The organism is Brevibacterium moorei (assembly GCF_024580735.1).
In the GTDB taxonomy this organism is placed as follows: domain Bacteria; phylum Actinomycetota; class Actinomycetes; order Actinomycetales; family Brevibacteriaceae; genus Brevibacterium; species Brevibacterium moorei.
On sequence record NZ_JANIJX010000001.1, the window covers coordinates 1 to 12,696 of the forward strand.

The following is a 12,696-nucleotide window of genomic DNA, read 5'->3' on the forward strand; positions in this document are numbered from 1 at the left end:
GATGCCTATCGGAACCCGGTGACAACACCCCCCGGATCATCAATGACTGGGGGCATAAGTCATGCCGGGCCCGACGGGCCAGCAGTCCTGATCCTGTCACGAACCAGGGCTACTAAAAAGGTAACGGAGGGAGATAATCGAGACGAATGCCAATCCGTCTCCGCGATAGGCTCGAGCACATGGAAACCACGTCCTCCTCTGCCCAAGCGCCGCACAATGGCCATTCCCTCACTGAAATAGCGCTTCACTTCCTCTACGACCGGATTCGTCCGGACACTGCACCCAACGGAGCCGTCGCCGTTGACAGCGTCCGCCGGGCCCCGGCCAACACCGATTCCGCAGACGGCCCCACAGAGGAACTGGCCGCCAGGTTGGCTGCGCAGGAGATCACCGTCGACCCTGCCGGAATCCTCGCCCGCGCCGCAGCGGGCCGAGCCGCGGCCGCGGTACCCGGAGCCGCTGTGATGAGTGTGCAGGCCTACGACCGAGCCAGGACGCACTGGCTGGGGGAGGTCGGCGCACAGGCGGCGGCGGGGGAGCGGGCCTGGCCGCCCACCTCGCAGACGGTGATGAAGCACTTGGGCGCCGGGCGCTGGAATCCGGCACTGGCGGCGGCCGGACTGCCCACGGCCAGCACCGGCCGGCCCGCCGGCGCCACCCGCTTCTCCGCTGCGGACTACGACGGGCTGATGGTCCGGTACGCGCAAGAGGACCCCGCCGGTTCCTTCACCGCCTTCAGTACCTGGCTGTCGGCCCTGCGTAGCGGCGGTGGGAATCTGCCGTCGCCGGCGGCGGTGCGCCGCCATTATGGTTCATGGTCGGCCGCCAGGGCCGCTGGGGGCGGCGCCCCCGCGTCCGAACACTGACATCGGAGGCGCTCTGACGAGGAACGATGGATAGGATGTGAGGACCGACACGCAGGGAGGAGCTTCCGCCTGCACCCGATGAAAGGACCATCCATGACAGGATCCGCGGACGCCGCGCAGACCGACTTCACCCAGGCCGCCGCCGAGGTCACAGCGATTGCGCAGGACCTCATCCGCTTCGATACCCAGAACTGGGGCGATGGGAAGGCGAACCCGGACCTCCCCGCAGCCGAGTACATCAAGGGCAAGTTCGACGAAGTGGGCCTCGAATCGACCATCTACACCTCCGGTGAGGGTCGCGCGAACCTACTGGCCCGGATCCCCGGACGCAACCCCGAACGCGGCGCCCTCGTCGTCCACGGCCACACCGACGTCGTTCCAGCAGACGCCTCGGAATGGAGCGTCGACCCCTTCGGCGGGATCATCAAGGACGGTCTGCTGTGGGGCCGTGGTGCGGTCGATATGAAGGACATGGACGCGATGATCATCGCGTCCGTCCGCCACCTGGTGCGCCAGGGCGTCCAGCCCGACCGCGACCTCGTCATCGCGTTCTTCGCCGACGAGGAGGCCGGGTCCGCCTTCGGTGCGAAGTTCATGGTCGACAACCACGCCGGCCTGTTCACCGGCGCCACCGATGCGGTCTCGGAGGTGGGCGGCTACTCAGTGGACATCCGCGGGCAGCGGGCCTACCTCGTGCAGACGGCGGAGAAGGGCCTGCTGTGGCTCAAACTCACGGCCCGCGGTTCGGCCGGGCACGGCTCCCAGGTCAACCGCGACAACCCGATCACCAAACTGGCCCAGGCGGTCGCCCGGATCGGCGAACACGAATGGCCGCAGGAAATCCCGATCGCCACCCAGCAGCTGCTGCGCGGGGTGTCCGATATGACCGGCATCGAGTTCGCGGCGGAGAACTATGGGGCCCTGCTCGATGAGCTGGGCAGTGTGCAGAAGTTCGTCGGGGCGACCTTCAACAACATCTCCAACCCGACCCTGCTCAGCGGTGGCTACAAGCACAATGTCATCCCGGGTGAGGCGAGCGCCCTGATCGACTGCCGGCCGCTGCCCGGGCGCACCGAGGACATGATGCTCACCATCAAGGAACTGGCCGGCCCCGATGTCGAGGTCGACACCCTGATCGAGGGCGTGGCGCTGGAGACGCCGTTCACCGGCCGCACTGTCGACGCGATGGTCTCCTCCCTGCAGGCCGAGGACCCCGGTGCCACTGTGCTGCCCTATGCGCTCTCCGGGGGAACGGACAACAAGCAGCTCAGCCGTCTGGGCATCACCGGCTACGGCTTCGCGCCACTGCAGCTGACGCCCGATCTGGACTTCCCCGCCATGTTCCACGGAGTCGACGAGCGGGTCCCGGTCGCAGCACTCGAATTCGGCACTAGGGTGCTGGGCCGGTTCATGCTCGACTCCTGAACTCGTCGCGGGCGGACGAGGCTAGACCTCCACCCTGGTCCGCCCGCCCGGCTTCCGGCCGGGCAGGGCGGCGATCAGGGCGCCGATGACGACGATGAGCATGGCCAGTAGGTTCAACGGCGCCAGAGCATGCGCGGCATTGCCGGTGAAGACATCGATCAACAACGACCCGACAAGGTTGCCCAGCAGTGTCGACATGCTCAGCATCAGCACGCCCAGCCGGGTCACTGCGGCAGTGGACACGCCGATGAAGATCACGCCCAGCGCACCGCCGGTGAACATCCACCAATCGCCAGGCAGGGCAACCTCCCAGCGCAGCGGCGTGACCAGCCCGGCGACGACACCGGAGCACAGGAGCAGGAACAGCGTTCCGACGAGGAAGTTCGTCGTGGTCGCGGCGACCGCGGACCGTGTCGCGTTCTTGATCCGGCCGTTGAAGGCCTGTTGGAACCCGGTGAGGATGCCGGAGACCACGGGCAGCAGGGGCGCCCACCAGGCGATCCCTCCTGTCAGACTGCCCACGGAGGACACGATGACACCCGCGATGACGATGACGACGCCCAGGATCCGGGTCGTGGACAGGGGCTTGCGTCCACCCGGCGGCAGGTTCGTGTTGTCCACGATGAGAGCGCCCAACAGCTGACCGGACAGGAACGACAGGGTGAACACCGCGACCCCGAAGATCGGCACCGTCAACGATTGGGAGATGACGATCGTGGAACCGGCGATACCGCCGGTGAGCATCCACCAGGGGATCCGGCCCGACTTGATCAGGGAGATCTCGCGGACCGCCGCACGCCGTGACCCCGGAATCACGAGCACGATGACGATCATGATGATCAGTCCGGTCGCGAAGGAACTGGTGGCGGAGAAGATTCCATGACCGAGCACTCCGGCCAGAGCGCCATTGGCCTTGCCCTGGCCTGCCATGCCGATACCGGCGCCCACTGCCAGCAGAGCGGTCGAGGCGAAGGCCAGATTGCCCGCCGACTGGGCGGTGCGGGTCCCGGTCATGCGGTGCGCTGCATTCGAATGATCCTGCGCTTGAGCACTACGGTTCTGGCCCCGCCGAAGTGGATGAGGGTCCGAGCGAGTTCCCATTTGCCGTACTCGGTGGCCTCACTGACCTCGCGGTAGGCCACCGACTTGGGGGTGTGGGGTTGGAACCGCACAGTGCGGTACTCGTATTCGATATCGGCCCTGGTGCGCTGCATGCGCGCTCCTTTCGTCTGCCAAGGTGCTCAGTCGCGCCCTGTGCGTCACTGTATCAACGGGGCATCGGGTTGACGGTACGCTAGGGGAATGGCCCAGATCATATTCGTGCGCCACGGCGAGTCCAGCGCGAATGTCGACAAGGTACTCGCCGGCCGTACTCCCGGAGTCCACCTGAGCTCCCGCGGGGTCGAACAGGTCACCGCTCTGCGCGAGGCCATCTCCGCCATCGCGCCGCAGCGGATAGTCCGATCGAGCGTATTGCGCTGTCGTGAGACCGCCGAACTCCTGTTCCCGGATCGCCACCGGGCGATTGCGATCCATCGGGCCTTCGACGAGGTCGATTACGGCCAGTGGTCGGGCCGCCGGCTCGCCGACTTGGGACGGCTGTCGGCCTGGGCCGAACTGGTGGCGCATCCCGGCTCCGTCGAGTTCCCGGGAGGAGAGTCCCTGGCCGAGGCCTATGCCAGAGCCCGCAGGGGTGTGGCCGAACTGCTCGACGGAGCGGGCGAAAGCGAGCGCATCGTCGTCGTGACACACGGCGACATCGTCAAATTCGCCCTGCTGGACGCACTGGGCCTGGGCCTGGGCGGGCTGCACCGGCTGACGGTGGCGACCGGGACCTTCAGCCTCGTCGACTACACACGGCCGGACGCCCCGATGGTCTGTGCCGTCTCCGCCGCCGGTCCCGCACAGCGGGCCCGCGGCACCCTGGGCGGGTAGCGGGGCCCGCCGCGGTCGCTCAGGCGTGGAGCAGGCCCGTGCCCAACAGGATGTAGAGCACAATGCCCAGTGCGATCCGGTACCACACGAAGGGCGCGAACGACTTCGTGGAGACGAACTTGAGGAAGCCCACGATCACGGCGTAGCCGACGCCGAAGGCGATTACGGTGGCCAGGGCGGTGGGGCCCCAGCCCAGGGTCATCGGCTCGTCCACGGCCTTGGCCGCGGAATAGAGCCCCGAGAGGAAGACCGCGGGCATCGCCAGCAGGAACGAATACCTGGCCGCGGCTTCACGGGTGAAGCCCATCAGGCGCCCGGCCATGATCGTTCCGCCAGAGCGCGAGACCCCGGGGATCAGCGCCAGCGCCTGTGCCAGACCGTATCCCACGCCCTGCTTCCACGTCATCTGATCCAGGGTGAGGTCCCGCCGTCCCAGCCGGTCGGCTATACCCAGGATGATGCCGAAGACGATGAGCATGGTCGCGGTGATCCACAGGCTGCGCAGGGTCGAGGTGATCGCATCTTCGAACAGCAGTCCCAAGACGCCGATGGGAATGGAGCCGATGATGACCCACCAGCCCAAACGGACCTCGGGGTCCTTTCTGTCCCACTTGCCCACCAGTGCCATACACCACTTCGAGATGATGCCGACGATGTCGTTCCAGAAGTAGACGAGCACGGCCGCCTCTGTGCCCAACTGGATGATGGCGGTGAAGAAGGATCCCGGTTCGCGGCCCGGCATGAGGAATTCCCCGACGATCGACAGATGGGCCGAGGAGGAGATCGGCAGGAACTCGGTGAGTCCCTGCACAATGCCCATGATCGCGGCGATGAGCCAGTCCAGCATGCAAAACCTTTCAGAGTGGTCGGCCGCCGGGCCCGTGCCGACGGTCGATTGAATACCCTAGACAGGTTATCCGGTAGTCTCATGGGATATGGAGCGAAATCGCGTTGGCAACTCGGGTTTAGAGGTATCTTCCGTCACTCTGGGTGCCTTCGAATTCGGCCGCCGGGTCGACGGGGAAACCGCTTCCCGACTACTCGAGGACTATGCCGAGGCCGGGGGGACTCTGGTGGAACTGCCGTCCTTCGCCGGTCCCGCCGCAGATGTCCTTGGTACCGCTGGGATCCCCGATTCGGTATCGGTCGCCGCACGGGTGGGGATCGTCGGGTCGGGGGAGAACGCGCATGTCAATGCGGGCAGAGCCACTCTGCTCGCCCAGACCAGGTCCCTGCTCCAACGGTTGGGCCGTGACCGGATCGATTTGCTGGTCCTCGACGGCTTCGACTACGACACTCCATTGGACGAGACCGCAGCCGCGGTCGACCAGCTATTGAGAAGCGGCCAGGTCGTCCACGTGGCTGCCGCCTACCTCACCGGTTGGCAGCTGGCCACGCTGCGCGGAGCCGGCATCGACGTGGTGGCGGCCTGCAATGAACACTCTCTGTTGGCCCGCGAGGTCGAACAGACGGTCTTCCCCGCAGCGGATTATCTGGGAGTCGGCATTCTGGCCGGTGCGGGGCTGGGCCGAGGGCTGCTCACCGGCCGCTACCAGGGTCAGTCCACCGCCGGCACCCGCAAGGAGACGAGCGCCGCGGACTACGTCGACGAACTCGACACCGAGGCATCGCGGGCGGTGATCAGTGGAGTACTCAAAGCCGCCAGCGCCCTGGGGACATCCGCGGTGGACGTGGTGATGGCCTGGAACCGGCTGCAGCCGCAGGCCAGCACGATCGTAGCGCCCCGAACTCCGGAGCAGTTGGCCGAGGTCATCGACTCGCAGTTGGTCCTGGCTCCGGAGATTCTGGAGGCACTCGATCAGATCTCCGACCCCGTCTACCGATCCTCTTCCTCGACGTCTGCATAGTCATCGTCGTCCAACTCATCGTCGAAGTCATCTGAGTCCGAGTCCTCGGCATCCTCTTTGGCATCCTCGATGTCGTCGTAGAGCTCGAAGGGCGTGACTTCGTCGAACGCGGTGAAGATCGCATCGTCGTAGTCGTCGAAGGCGTCTGCCAAGGCGGTGTAGGCGGCGCGCACGTTCTCGTCGGTCGAGCCGCTGCGGTGCGCCGCAGCCTGGAAATGGGCTCGGACGGCGGAAAGGAATTCTTCGAGGGCGACCTCAGGCTCTACGCTCATGGCGTCATTCTAACCGTGCACGCAGTGACAGGCGATAGGCTTGGACCATGGCTTCTCAGGTTTTCGAGCATTCCAACCCCGACCGCTTCATCGTGGGTACCGTCGGACTTCCTGGGGACCGTACCTTTTACCTCCAGGCCAAGTCCGAGTCGCGCGTGACGACGGTGAAACTGGAGAAGGAACAGGTCGAAATGCTCTCGGAGCGGATGGCCGAACTGCTCGACATGGTCCGGGCCAAGACCTTGGCCGTAGACGAGATCCCCGCGACGGCGCTGCCCCGCCATTACGACAATGCCGGACTCTCGATGCCCGTCGACCCGGAATTCAGGGTGGGGACGATGAGTCTGGGTTGGGACACGGGACTCTCCCGACTCCTGGTCGAATGCTATGAACTCTCTCAGGCCGATGCCGAATCCGGTATCACCGCGGATCCCGATGACGATGAACGGGCCGTCTTCAAAGTCGTCCTGTCCGGCGCCCAGGCCCGCGAATTCTCCCGGAGGGCGGATCAGGTGGTGGGCGCCGGTCGGGAGGACTGCCCCTTCTGTTCGTTGCCGCTGGACCCCGGCGGACATCTGTGCCCACGGGCCAATGGAGTGGCACGCTGATGACGCCGGCCGAACTCCTGGACCACGGCCGGGTCGAGGTGTTCGGAGAGATTCCGGGAGCCAGCAATGCTACCTACATGGTCAGTGTCGAGGCCGACGGGTCGATCGCCCGTGCCGTCCTCAAGCCCCGTGCCGGAGCCCGGCCCCTGCACGACTTCGATGTGGAGACCCTGCCCGCCAGGGAAGTCGCGGCCTTCGAACTCTCACGGTTCCTCGGCCTGGACTGTGTGCCGCCCACCGTGCTGCGTGAGGATTTGGGGGAACTCTCAGGTTCACTCCAGGCCTATGTCAGCGCCTCCGGCGGGCAGGAGGTCGATGTGTATGAAGCGGGTAGGGTCCCGGCCGATGTGCTGCCGGTCTTCCGCGCCCAGGGCGATGACGGCTCCGAACTCGTCATCGCCCACACTCCCGCGGTCAGGCGGATCGCGTTGCTCGACCTGCTCATGGGAAACGCCGATCGCAAGGGCGGCCACGTGCTCACCGGCAGCTGGGACCCACAGCACCGTGCGCCCGGAGTCTACGGGATCGACAATGGGCTGAGCCTGGCCACCGGCGACCGGTTGCGGACCCTGCTCTGGGGCTTCGCAGGGGAGCCGCTGACCGTCGATGAGGTCGAGGTGCTGCGGGCTGCCGCCGATGTCGGTGCCGTCGCCCACGTCCTCGGTCCGCTGCTCACCGCGGACGAGGTCTCGCAGGTCGCCGTGCGCGCCACCGCACTGCTGCGCGCGGGGGAGTATCCCGATCCGCCGACTGACCGCTATCCGCTGCCCTGGCCTCCGTTCTAGCGGCCGGGGGCCGGGATTGGCGCCGGTGGCTTCAAAAAGCCATGACGATATGTATGCTTGGTCGGGTGAGATCATGGTCGAAACCTAGTATTCCCGTCCTGCCCACCCGGGGCCCGGCCCCCACCGCGTACAGCACCTCGGCCCGCGGTCCCGTCACCATCACCGGTGACGGCGCGCCCCGCCTGTACGTCTGCGGGATCACCCCCTACGATGCGACACACATGGGGCACGCTGCGACCTACGTCGCCTTCGACACCCTGGTCCGCGTCTGGCGCGACGCAGGGTTCGATGTGACCTATGTGCAGAACACCACGGATATCGACGACCCCCTGTTGGAACGTGCCGACGACACCGGCGTCGACTGGCGTGCGCTGGCCGATGAACAGATCGAGCTCTTCCGCACCGATATGGAGGCACTGCGGGTGATCCCGCCGGCGCACTACATCGGCGCCGTCGAATCGATCCCCGATGTCGTGGCCGCGGTGGAAGACCTCGTGGCCAAGGGCGCCGCCTACAGCCTGGACAACGGCGATGTGTACTACCGGGTCGACACCGAGGTGCGCCCGCCGTTCGGCTCCGAGAGCCACCTGGACCACGCGCAGATGATGCGGTTCTTCGCAGAACGCGGCGGCGATCCCGAAACTCCGGGCAAGGAGAACCCCCTGGACGCTCTGCTGTGGCGCTCCGCTCGGCCCGGAGAACCCAGCTGGCCGGGTGCCTCGTTGGGCGAGGGCCGACCGGGCTGGCACATCGAATGCGCTGTGATCGCCGGCAAGTACGCGGGATTCCCCCTGACCGTGCAGGGCGGGGGATCCGATCTGATCTTCCCCCACCACGAAATGTGTGCGGCCCATGCCACGGCCCTGACGGGCACACCCTTCGCCGAGGCCTATATGCACACGGGAATGGTCGGACTCGACGGGGAGAAGATGTCGAAGTCCAAGGGCAACCTGGTCCTCGTCTCCTGCCTGCGGGCCCAGGGCGTCGACCCCGCCGCGATCCGTCTGGCCATCCTCGCCCACCACTACCGGTGCGATTGGTTCTGGGACGAGCCCCTGCTGGCCAGCGCCCAGGACAGGTTGGATCAGTGGCGCGCGGCCGCGCGCTCGAATGTTCCGGTCGCCGCGGGCGAGGTGCTGGCCGATCTGCGCGCCGCCCTGGCCGATGATCTGGACACCCCGAGCGCGCTGGGCGTCATCGACGAGTGGGCTGCGGCCCGCGGCGATGGATCGTCGCCGGCTGCGGCCGACCAGCTGGAGATCGTCCAGGCCGTGGACGCCCTGCTGGGCATCGACCTGCTCGCGGACTGAGCAGGAGGGGCCCTGGCCCCGCTATTCGCGGCGGCGCAGGTATCGTTCGATCTCGCGGGCGATCGCCTCGCCGGTGGCCTCCGGTAGATCTGCGGCGTCCACCTGTGACTCCAATTCCTCGACCAGGCCCGACAGATCCGCGTCATCGGCGACCAGCGCATCGACCCCGGCCAGCCAGGCCTCGGCCTCTACGTGGATCTCACGATGGTCGACCAGCAGCCCGGTCAAGTCCTCGAACACTCCCAGCAGTGCCAACAGCGCCTTGGGATTCGGGGCCGCCAGTGCATAGTCGGGCGCCAGCACCCAGGCGTTGACCGGTTCGCACCCGGAGGCGGCCAGCAGTGGCTGGACGAAGCCCATGAAACCGGTGGGGCCCTCGTACTCCTCCGCGACGACCGCCTCCCCGTGTGCGGCGGGATCCTCGCTGGTCAGGGTCACCGGCAGCGGCCGGGTATGGGGAACCTCGGCGGCCAGTGCGCCCAGGGACACCACCCGATCACCGGTGGAGACTAAGTCGAGGAATTCCGTGGCGAACCTGGACCAGTGCAACTGCGGTTCAGGACCGAGTACGACCCTGATCGGATTGCCGCCGCCGGGCACTGTGCCGTCGAAGCACTGCAGGGACGGCATCCGGATGACGGGACCGGCGGGGGTGCGCTCGATCAGCGGACGGGCGCAGGTCAGATCGTAGAATTCCTCCCCGGCGAGTTCGGGCCCCGGGGACAGGTTCCACTGTTCGATGAGGTGGCGGGCCAGATCGGAGGCCGCATTGGCGGCGTCCGTCCAACCCTCGAGGGCGATGACGACCAGGCGCTGCCCGGCTGACAGATACGACATGCCTCCAGGCTACCCGCGCACTAGGGTGGAGGGTGTGAAACTCAAAGCAGTCCTGTGGGACATGGATGGCACCCTGGTCGACACCGAACCGTACTGGATCACAGCCGAGACCGCGCTGATGGCGCAATACGGCCTGCAGTGGACCGCGGCAGACGGCCGGCAGCTGATCGGCAATGCACTGAACGTCTCGGCCGATGCGCTGCGCGCCGCCGGCCTGCCGCTTGGCACGGCGGAGACCGTCGAACGGCTGCTGGACCGAGTGGGGGAGCAGGTCGTCGAACACACCCCGTTCCGTCCCGGTGCGCTCGAACTGTTGCGCGATCTGGTCGCAAGCGGTGTGCCGACCGCCATGGTGACCATGTCGTACCGTCGGCTCGCCGAGGTGGTCGCCCGGCAGACGCCCACCGGCGCCCTGGACACACTCATCACCGGCGACGAGGTCAGCGCCGGCAAGCCCGATCCGGCGCCCTATCTACAGGCGGCCGCCACCCTCGGATTGGAGCCGGCCGAATGCATCGCCCTGGAGGATTCGGTGACCGGTCTGACATCCGCGGCGGCGGCGGGCACCCGGGCCATCGGCGTGCGCAATCTGGAAGACCTGAGCGGTGTGCCGGGGGCCACCCTCATCGACACCCTGCAGGGCATCGATGCCGCGCAGTTGGCGGGACTGGTCGGCCTGGACCTGTGAGCCGCGGGCTCAGCGCCCGGCGATCGCGGTGATTTCCGGGGCGGCGGGCGCCTCATTGCCCCAGGCCGGGCACAGGGGTTTGAAATGGCACCATCCGCACAACGGCGAGGTGCGGGTGCGCCACACCCCGGTTTCGGCCGACCGGGAAATGTCCTCCCACAGGCCCAGGATCTGGTGTTCAGTGCGTTCGACGTCGGCCAGGACCGGTCGCATCGCCTTGATGGACCGCGATCCCAAGTACATCAGCTGCAGGGTATGGACCAGCACACCGTCCGTACGGTAGCGCAACAGGGCGTAGAAGCGCATCTGGAATTCCGCCTCCCTGCTGTACTGCGGCTTGGGCTGCTTGCCGGTCTTGTAGTCGACCAGCCGGATCTGCCCACCGGGGGCCACATCGATCCGGTCGATGAAGCCGCGCAGCTTCAGCCCGTTGTCCAGAGTCACGGAGACGAACTTCTCCCGTTCCGCCGGCTCCAGCCTGTCCGGCAGCTCCAGTGCGAAGTAACTGCGCAGCAGCTGTGCCGATTCGTCGAACAGCCGGTCGCGGGCGACCTCATCGGGGAAGAGTTCGGCAACGTCCTCCTTGTCCCGGGCAAGGTCGTCGAACCGGGGCACGATGAGACCGCGCGCTGCGTCGAGGGTGCGCTCCGGCGCCGGTAGATCGTAGAGGTGCTCGAGCACCGCGTGTACCAGGGTGCCCTTGAACGCGGCGGCCGACGGCGGTTCCGGCAGCCGATCGACGGTGCGGAAGCGGAACTTCAGAGGGCACTGCAGGAAATCGTTCGCACGCGAGGGGGAAAGAGCATTGAGTTCGGCCATGGCACCCATCTTAGGAGCGAGCACGGACACGGTAGGATTGGGGCGATGTCGTCTCAATCCAAGCGCAAGCCCTTCATCGGCTCCTCTACCGGCCTGACCCTGGGCAGGGTGTTGGGCGCCCCGGTGATCCTGTCCTGGTCGTGGTTCATCGCGGCCGCGGTCATCACCATCCTCTTCACCCCCTTCGTGCGCACCATGAGCGGTGGCGACCTGCGGATGAGCGCCTGGGTCATCGCATTCTGCTATGCGGTCCTGCTGTTCTTCTCCGTCTTCCTGCACGAACTTGCCCACGGTGTGGCCGGTCGGCTCTACGGGCAGCGCGTCGCCGCATTCGAACTGAACATCTGGGGCGGCTTCACGAAGTTCGAACCCAAGGTGGAGGAGGACCAGCGGAAATCCGCGACCACGAACTTCGTGGTCTCCATCGTCGGGCCCATCGTCAACATCGTGCTGGCCCTCGTCGGTTGGCTGCTGCTGCGGATCGTCCCGGACGGATCGATCGCCTGGCTGCTGTTGGTCGCCCTGGTGTTCGCGAACCTGGCTCTGGGCGTGATGAACCTGTTCCCCGGCATCCCCTTAGACGGTGGTTGGGCCCTGCAGGCCCTGATCTGGCGGGCCACGAACAGCCAGTACAAGGGCACGATCGTCGCCAGCTGGATCGGCAGGGGGATCGCGGTGGCCCTCATTGTCGTCTCCGTCGTCGTGCCGATGGCCGCCGGTCAGCGGCCCGACTACGTCACGATCATCTCCACCACGGCGATCGCACTCATGCTGTGGTTCTCCGCGGGCGACGCCGCGACTCACGCGAAGCGGGCGCGCAAGATGGAGAACTACGACCTCGACCAGGTGATCCAGCCGGCGATCGCCGCCACCTGGGACTCCGAGGTGGCGCACGCCCTGGCAGTCGCGAACAGCATGGGCGCTGCAGGGGACCAGACGCTCATCATCGTGCTCAACGAACGCGGCCTGCCGTATGGGATCGTCGACCGCCATGCGGTCGCCGGGCTCAACGAGGAAGTCGCGCAAACCAGCCTCATCCACGAGTTCGCCCGCCCCCTGGGCGGCTGGGTCGGGGTGCCGCATGAAATCACGGCACCCCACCTTCTGGAGTCCCTGACCCATCGGCCCAAGGCGGAGTTCTGCCTGGTGATGGAGGGTTCGACGCTGACCGGACTGATCGATCTGCAGGAATTCTTCGATGAACTGATGGCCGTGTGACCCGCGCCGGGTGATCGCATCGCGGACATTCCGCCCACCGATGGGGAGGGCGGGCCCTATTCGTA

General features: G+C 66.7%; 15 protein-coding genes. 9 read left to right on the top strand and 6 right to left on the bottom strand.

Features of this window, described 5'->3' with window-relative positions; all coding sequences use genetic code 11:
* Positions 1-179 precede the first annotated feature (179 nt).
* Both NQ034_RS00005 and NQ034_RS00010 read left to right on the top strand, forming a co-directional pair.
* Positions 180-866 (top strand): hypothetical protein, encoded by a 687-nt coding sequence (locus NQ034_RS00005; protein ID WP_257046341.1) that lies wholly within the window; start codon positions 180-182, stop codon positions 864-866.
* 93 nt (positions 867-959) lie between these two features.
* On the top strand, positions 960-2,291 hold the full coding sequence (locus tag NQ034_RS00010) for a M20/M25/M40 family metallo-hydrolase (protein WP_257046342.1): 1,332 nt from the start codon (positions 960-962) through the stop codon (positions 2,289-2,291).
* A 21-nt stretch (positions 2,292-2,312) separates the two neighbouring features.
* Here NQ034_RS00010 and NQ034_RS00015 read toward each other — a convergent pair whose 3' ends face one another.
* Complete coding sequence (locus NQ034_RS00015; protein WP_257046343.1) at positions 2,313-3,305, bottom strand: DMT family transporter; 993 nt, start codon at positions 3,303-3,305, stop codon at positions 2,313-2,315.
* The gene (locus NQ034_RS00020; RefSeq protein ID WP_257046344.1) at positions 3,302-3,505 is read right to left on the bottom strand and encodes a DUF5703 family protein; all 204 of its coding nucleotides are present in this window, start codon (positions 3,503-3,505) and stop codon (positions 3,302-3,304) included. Before NQ034_RS00020 ends, NQ034_RS00015 begins: the two co-directional genes overlap by 4 nt.
* Positions 3,506-3,593: 88 nt before the next feature.
* Between NQ034_RS00020 and NQ034_RS00025 the strand changes: the two genes are divergently transcribed.
* Complete coding sequence (locus NQ034_RS00025) at positions 3,594-4,226, top strand: histidine phosphatase family protein (protein ID WP_257046345.1); 633 nt, start codon at positions 3,594-3,596, stop codon at positions 4,224-4,226.
* Positions 4,227-4,245: 19 nt separating this feature from the next.
* Here the strand turns inward: NQ034_RS00025 and NQ034_RS00030 are convergent, their stop codons facing one another.
* Positions 4,246-5,070 carry an undecaprenyl-diphosphate phosphatase gene (locus NQ034_RS00030; protein ID WP_257046639.1) on the bottom strand — a complete coding sequence of 275 codons (825 nt, stop codon included), beginning with the start codon at positions 5,068-5,070 and terminating at the stop codon, positions 4,246-4,248.
* Between the two features lie 91 nt (positions 5,071-5,161).
* On the opposite strand from NQ034_RS00030, the gene NQ034_RS00035 reads away from it, so the two are divergent.
* A complete protein-coding gene (locus NQ034_RS00035) occupies positions 5,162-6,094 on the top strand; it encodes an aldo/keto reductase (RefSeq protein WP_257046346.1) in 933 nt (310 codons plus the stop codon).
* On the opposite strand, the gene NQ034_RS00040 is transcribed toward NQ034_RS00035, so the two are convergent.
* A complete protein-coding gene (locus NQ034_RS00040; RefSeq protein WP_257046347.1) occupies positions 6,064-6,366 on the bottom strand; it encodes a hypothetical protein in 303 nt (100 codons plus the stop codon). The genes NQ034_RS00035 and NQ034_RS00040 overlap by 31 nt on opposite strands.
* 47 nt (positions 6,367-6,413) lie before the next feature.
* Between NQ034_RS00040 and NQ034_RS00045 the strand changes: the two genes are divergently transcribed.
* The 3 genes from NQ034_RS00045 (at position 6,414) to mshC (ending at position 9,069) form a co-directional block, all read left to right on the top strand.
* Positions 6,414-6,974: a DUF3090 family protein gene (locus NQ034_RS00045; RefSeq protein ID WP_257046348.1), complete on the top strand. Its 561-nt coding sequence runs from the start codon at positions 6,414-6,416 to the stop codon at positions 6,972-6,974.
* Positions 6,974-7,759, top strand: coding sequence for an SCO1664 family protein (locus NQ034_RS00050; RefSeq protein WP_257046349.1), 786 nt, complete (start codon positions 6,974-6,976; stop codon positions 7,757-7,759). The genes NQ034_RS00045 and NQ034_RS00050 overlap by 1 nt, the downstream gene beginning before the upstream one ends.
* Positions 7,760-7,824: 65 nt before the next feature.
* Positions 7,825-9,069, top strand: coding sequence for a cysteine--1-D-myo-inosityl 2-amino-2-deoxy-alpha-D-glucopyranoside ligase (gene mshC, locus NQ034_RS00055; protein WP_257046350.1), 1,245 nt, complete (start codon positions 7,825-7,827; stop codon positions 9,067-9,069).
* 21 nt (positions 9,070-9,090) lie between these two features.
* On the opposite strand, the gene NQ034_RS00060 is transcribed toward mshC, so the two are convergent.
* Positions 9,091-9,906 carry a PAC2 family protein gene (locus tag NQ034_RS00060; RefSeq protein WP_257046351.1) on the bottom strand — a complete coding sequence of 272 codons (816 nt, stop codon included), beginning with the start codon at positions 9,904-9,906 and terminating at the stop codon, positions 9,091-9,093.
* Between the two features lie 34 nt (positions 9,907-9,940).
* Here NQ034_RS00060 and NQ034_RS00065 point away from each other — a divergent pair, with 34 nt between their 5' ends.
* Positions 9,941-10,594 carry an HAD family hydrolase gene (locus NQ034_RS00065; protein WP_257046352.1) on the top strand — a complete coding sequence of 218 codons (654 nt, stop codon included), beginning with the start codon at positions 9,941-9,943 and terminating at the stop codon, positions 10,592-10,594.
* 9 nt (positions 10,595-10,603) lie between these two features.
* Here NQ034_RS00065 and NQ034_RS00070 read toward each other — a convergent pair whose 3' ends face one another.
* Positions 10,604-11,413, bottom strand: coding sequence for a RecB family exonuclease (locus NQ034_RS00070; protein WP_257046353.1), 810 nt, complete (start codon positions 11,411-11,413; stop codon positions 10,604-10,606).
* Positions 11,414-11,458: 45 nt separating this feature from the next.
* Between NQ034_RS00070 and NQ034_RS00075 the strand changes: the two genes are divergently transcribed.
* Positions 11,459-12,631 (top strand): site-2 protease family protein, encoded by a 1,173-nt coding sequence (locus NQ034_RS00075; protein WP_257046354.1) that lies wholly within the window; start codon positions 11,459-11,461, stop codon positions 12,629-12,631.
* Positions 12,632-12,696 lie beyond the last annotated feature (65 nt).

Coding starts and splice junctions, on each gene's coding strand:
- NQ034_RS00045 (WP_257046348.1), top strand. CDS start 6,414: ATGGCTTCTCAGGTTTTCGAGCATTCCAACCCCGACCGCTTCATCGTG.
- NQ034_RS00075 (WP_257046354.1), top strand. CDS start 11,459: ATGTCGTCTCAATCCAAGCGCAAGCCCTTCATCGGCTCCTCTACCGGC.
- NQ034_RS00040 (WP_257046347.1), bottom strand. CDS start 6,366: ATGAGCGTAGAGCCTGAGGTCGCCCTCGAAGAATTCCTTTCCGCCGTC.
- NQ034_RS00010 (WP_257046342.1), top strand. CDS start 960: ATGACAGGATCCGCGGACGCCGCGCAGACCGACTTCACCCAGGCCGCC.
- NQ034_RS00025 (WP_257046345.1), top strand. CDS start 3,594: ATGGCCCAGATCATATTCGTGCGCCACGGCGAGTCCAGCGCGAATGTC.
- NQ034_RS00050 (WP_257046349.1), top strand. CDS start 6,974: ATGACGCCGGCCGAACTCCTGGACCACGGCCGGGTCGAGGTGTTCGGA.
- NQ034_RS00020 (WP_257046344.1), bottom strand. CDS start 3,505: ATGCAGCGCACCAGGGCCGATATCGAATACGAGTACCGCACTGTGCGG.
- NQ034_RS00070 (WP_257046353.1), bottom strand. CDS start 11,413: ATGGCCGAACTCAATGCTCTTTCCCCCTCGCGTGCGAACGATTTCCTG.
- NQ034_RS00015 (WP_257046343.1), bottom strand. CDS start 3,305: ATGACCGGGACCCGCACCGCCCAGTCGGCGGGCAATCTGGCCTTCGCC.
- NQ034_RS00035 (WP_257046346.1), top strand. CDS start 5,162: ATGGAGCGAAATCGCGTTGGCAACTCGGGTTTAGAGGTATCTTCCGTC.
- NQ034_RS00005 (WP_257046341.1), top strand. CDS start 180: ATGGAAACCACGTCCTCCTCTGCCCAAGCGCCGCACAATGGCCATTCC.
- NQ034_RS00060 (WP_257046351.1), bottom strand. CDS start 9,906: ATGTCGTATCTGTCAGCCGGGCAGCGCCTGGTCGTCATCGCCCTCGAG.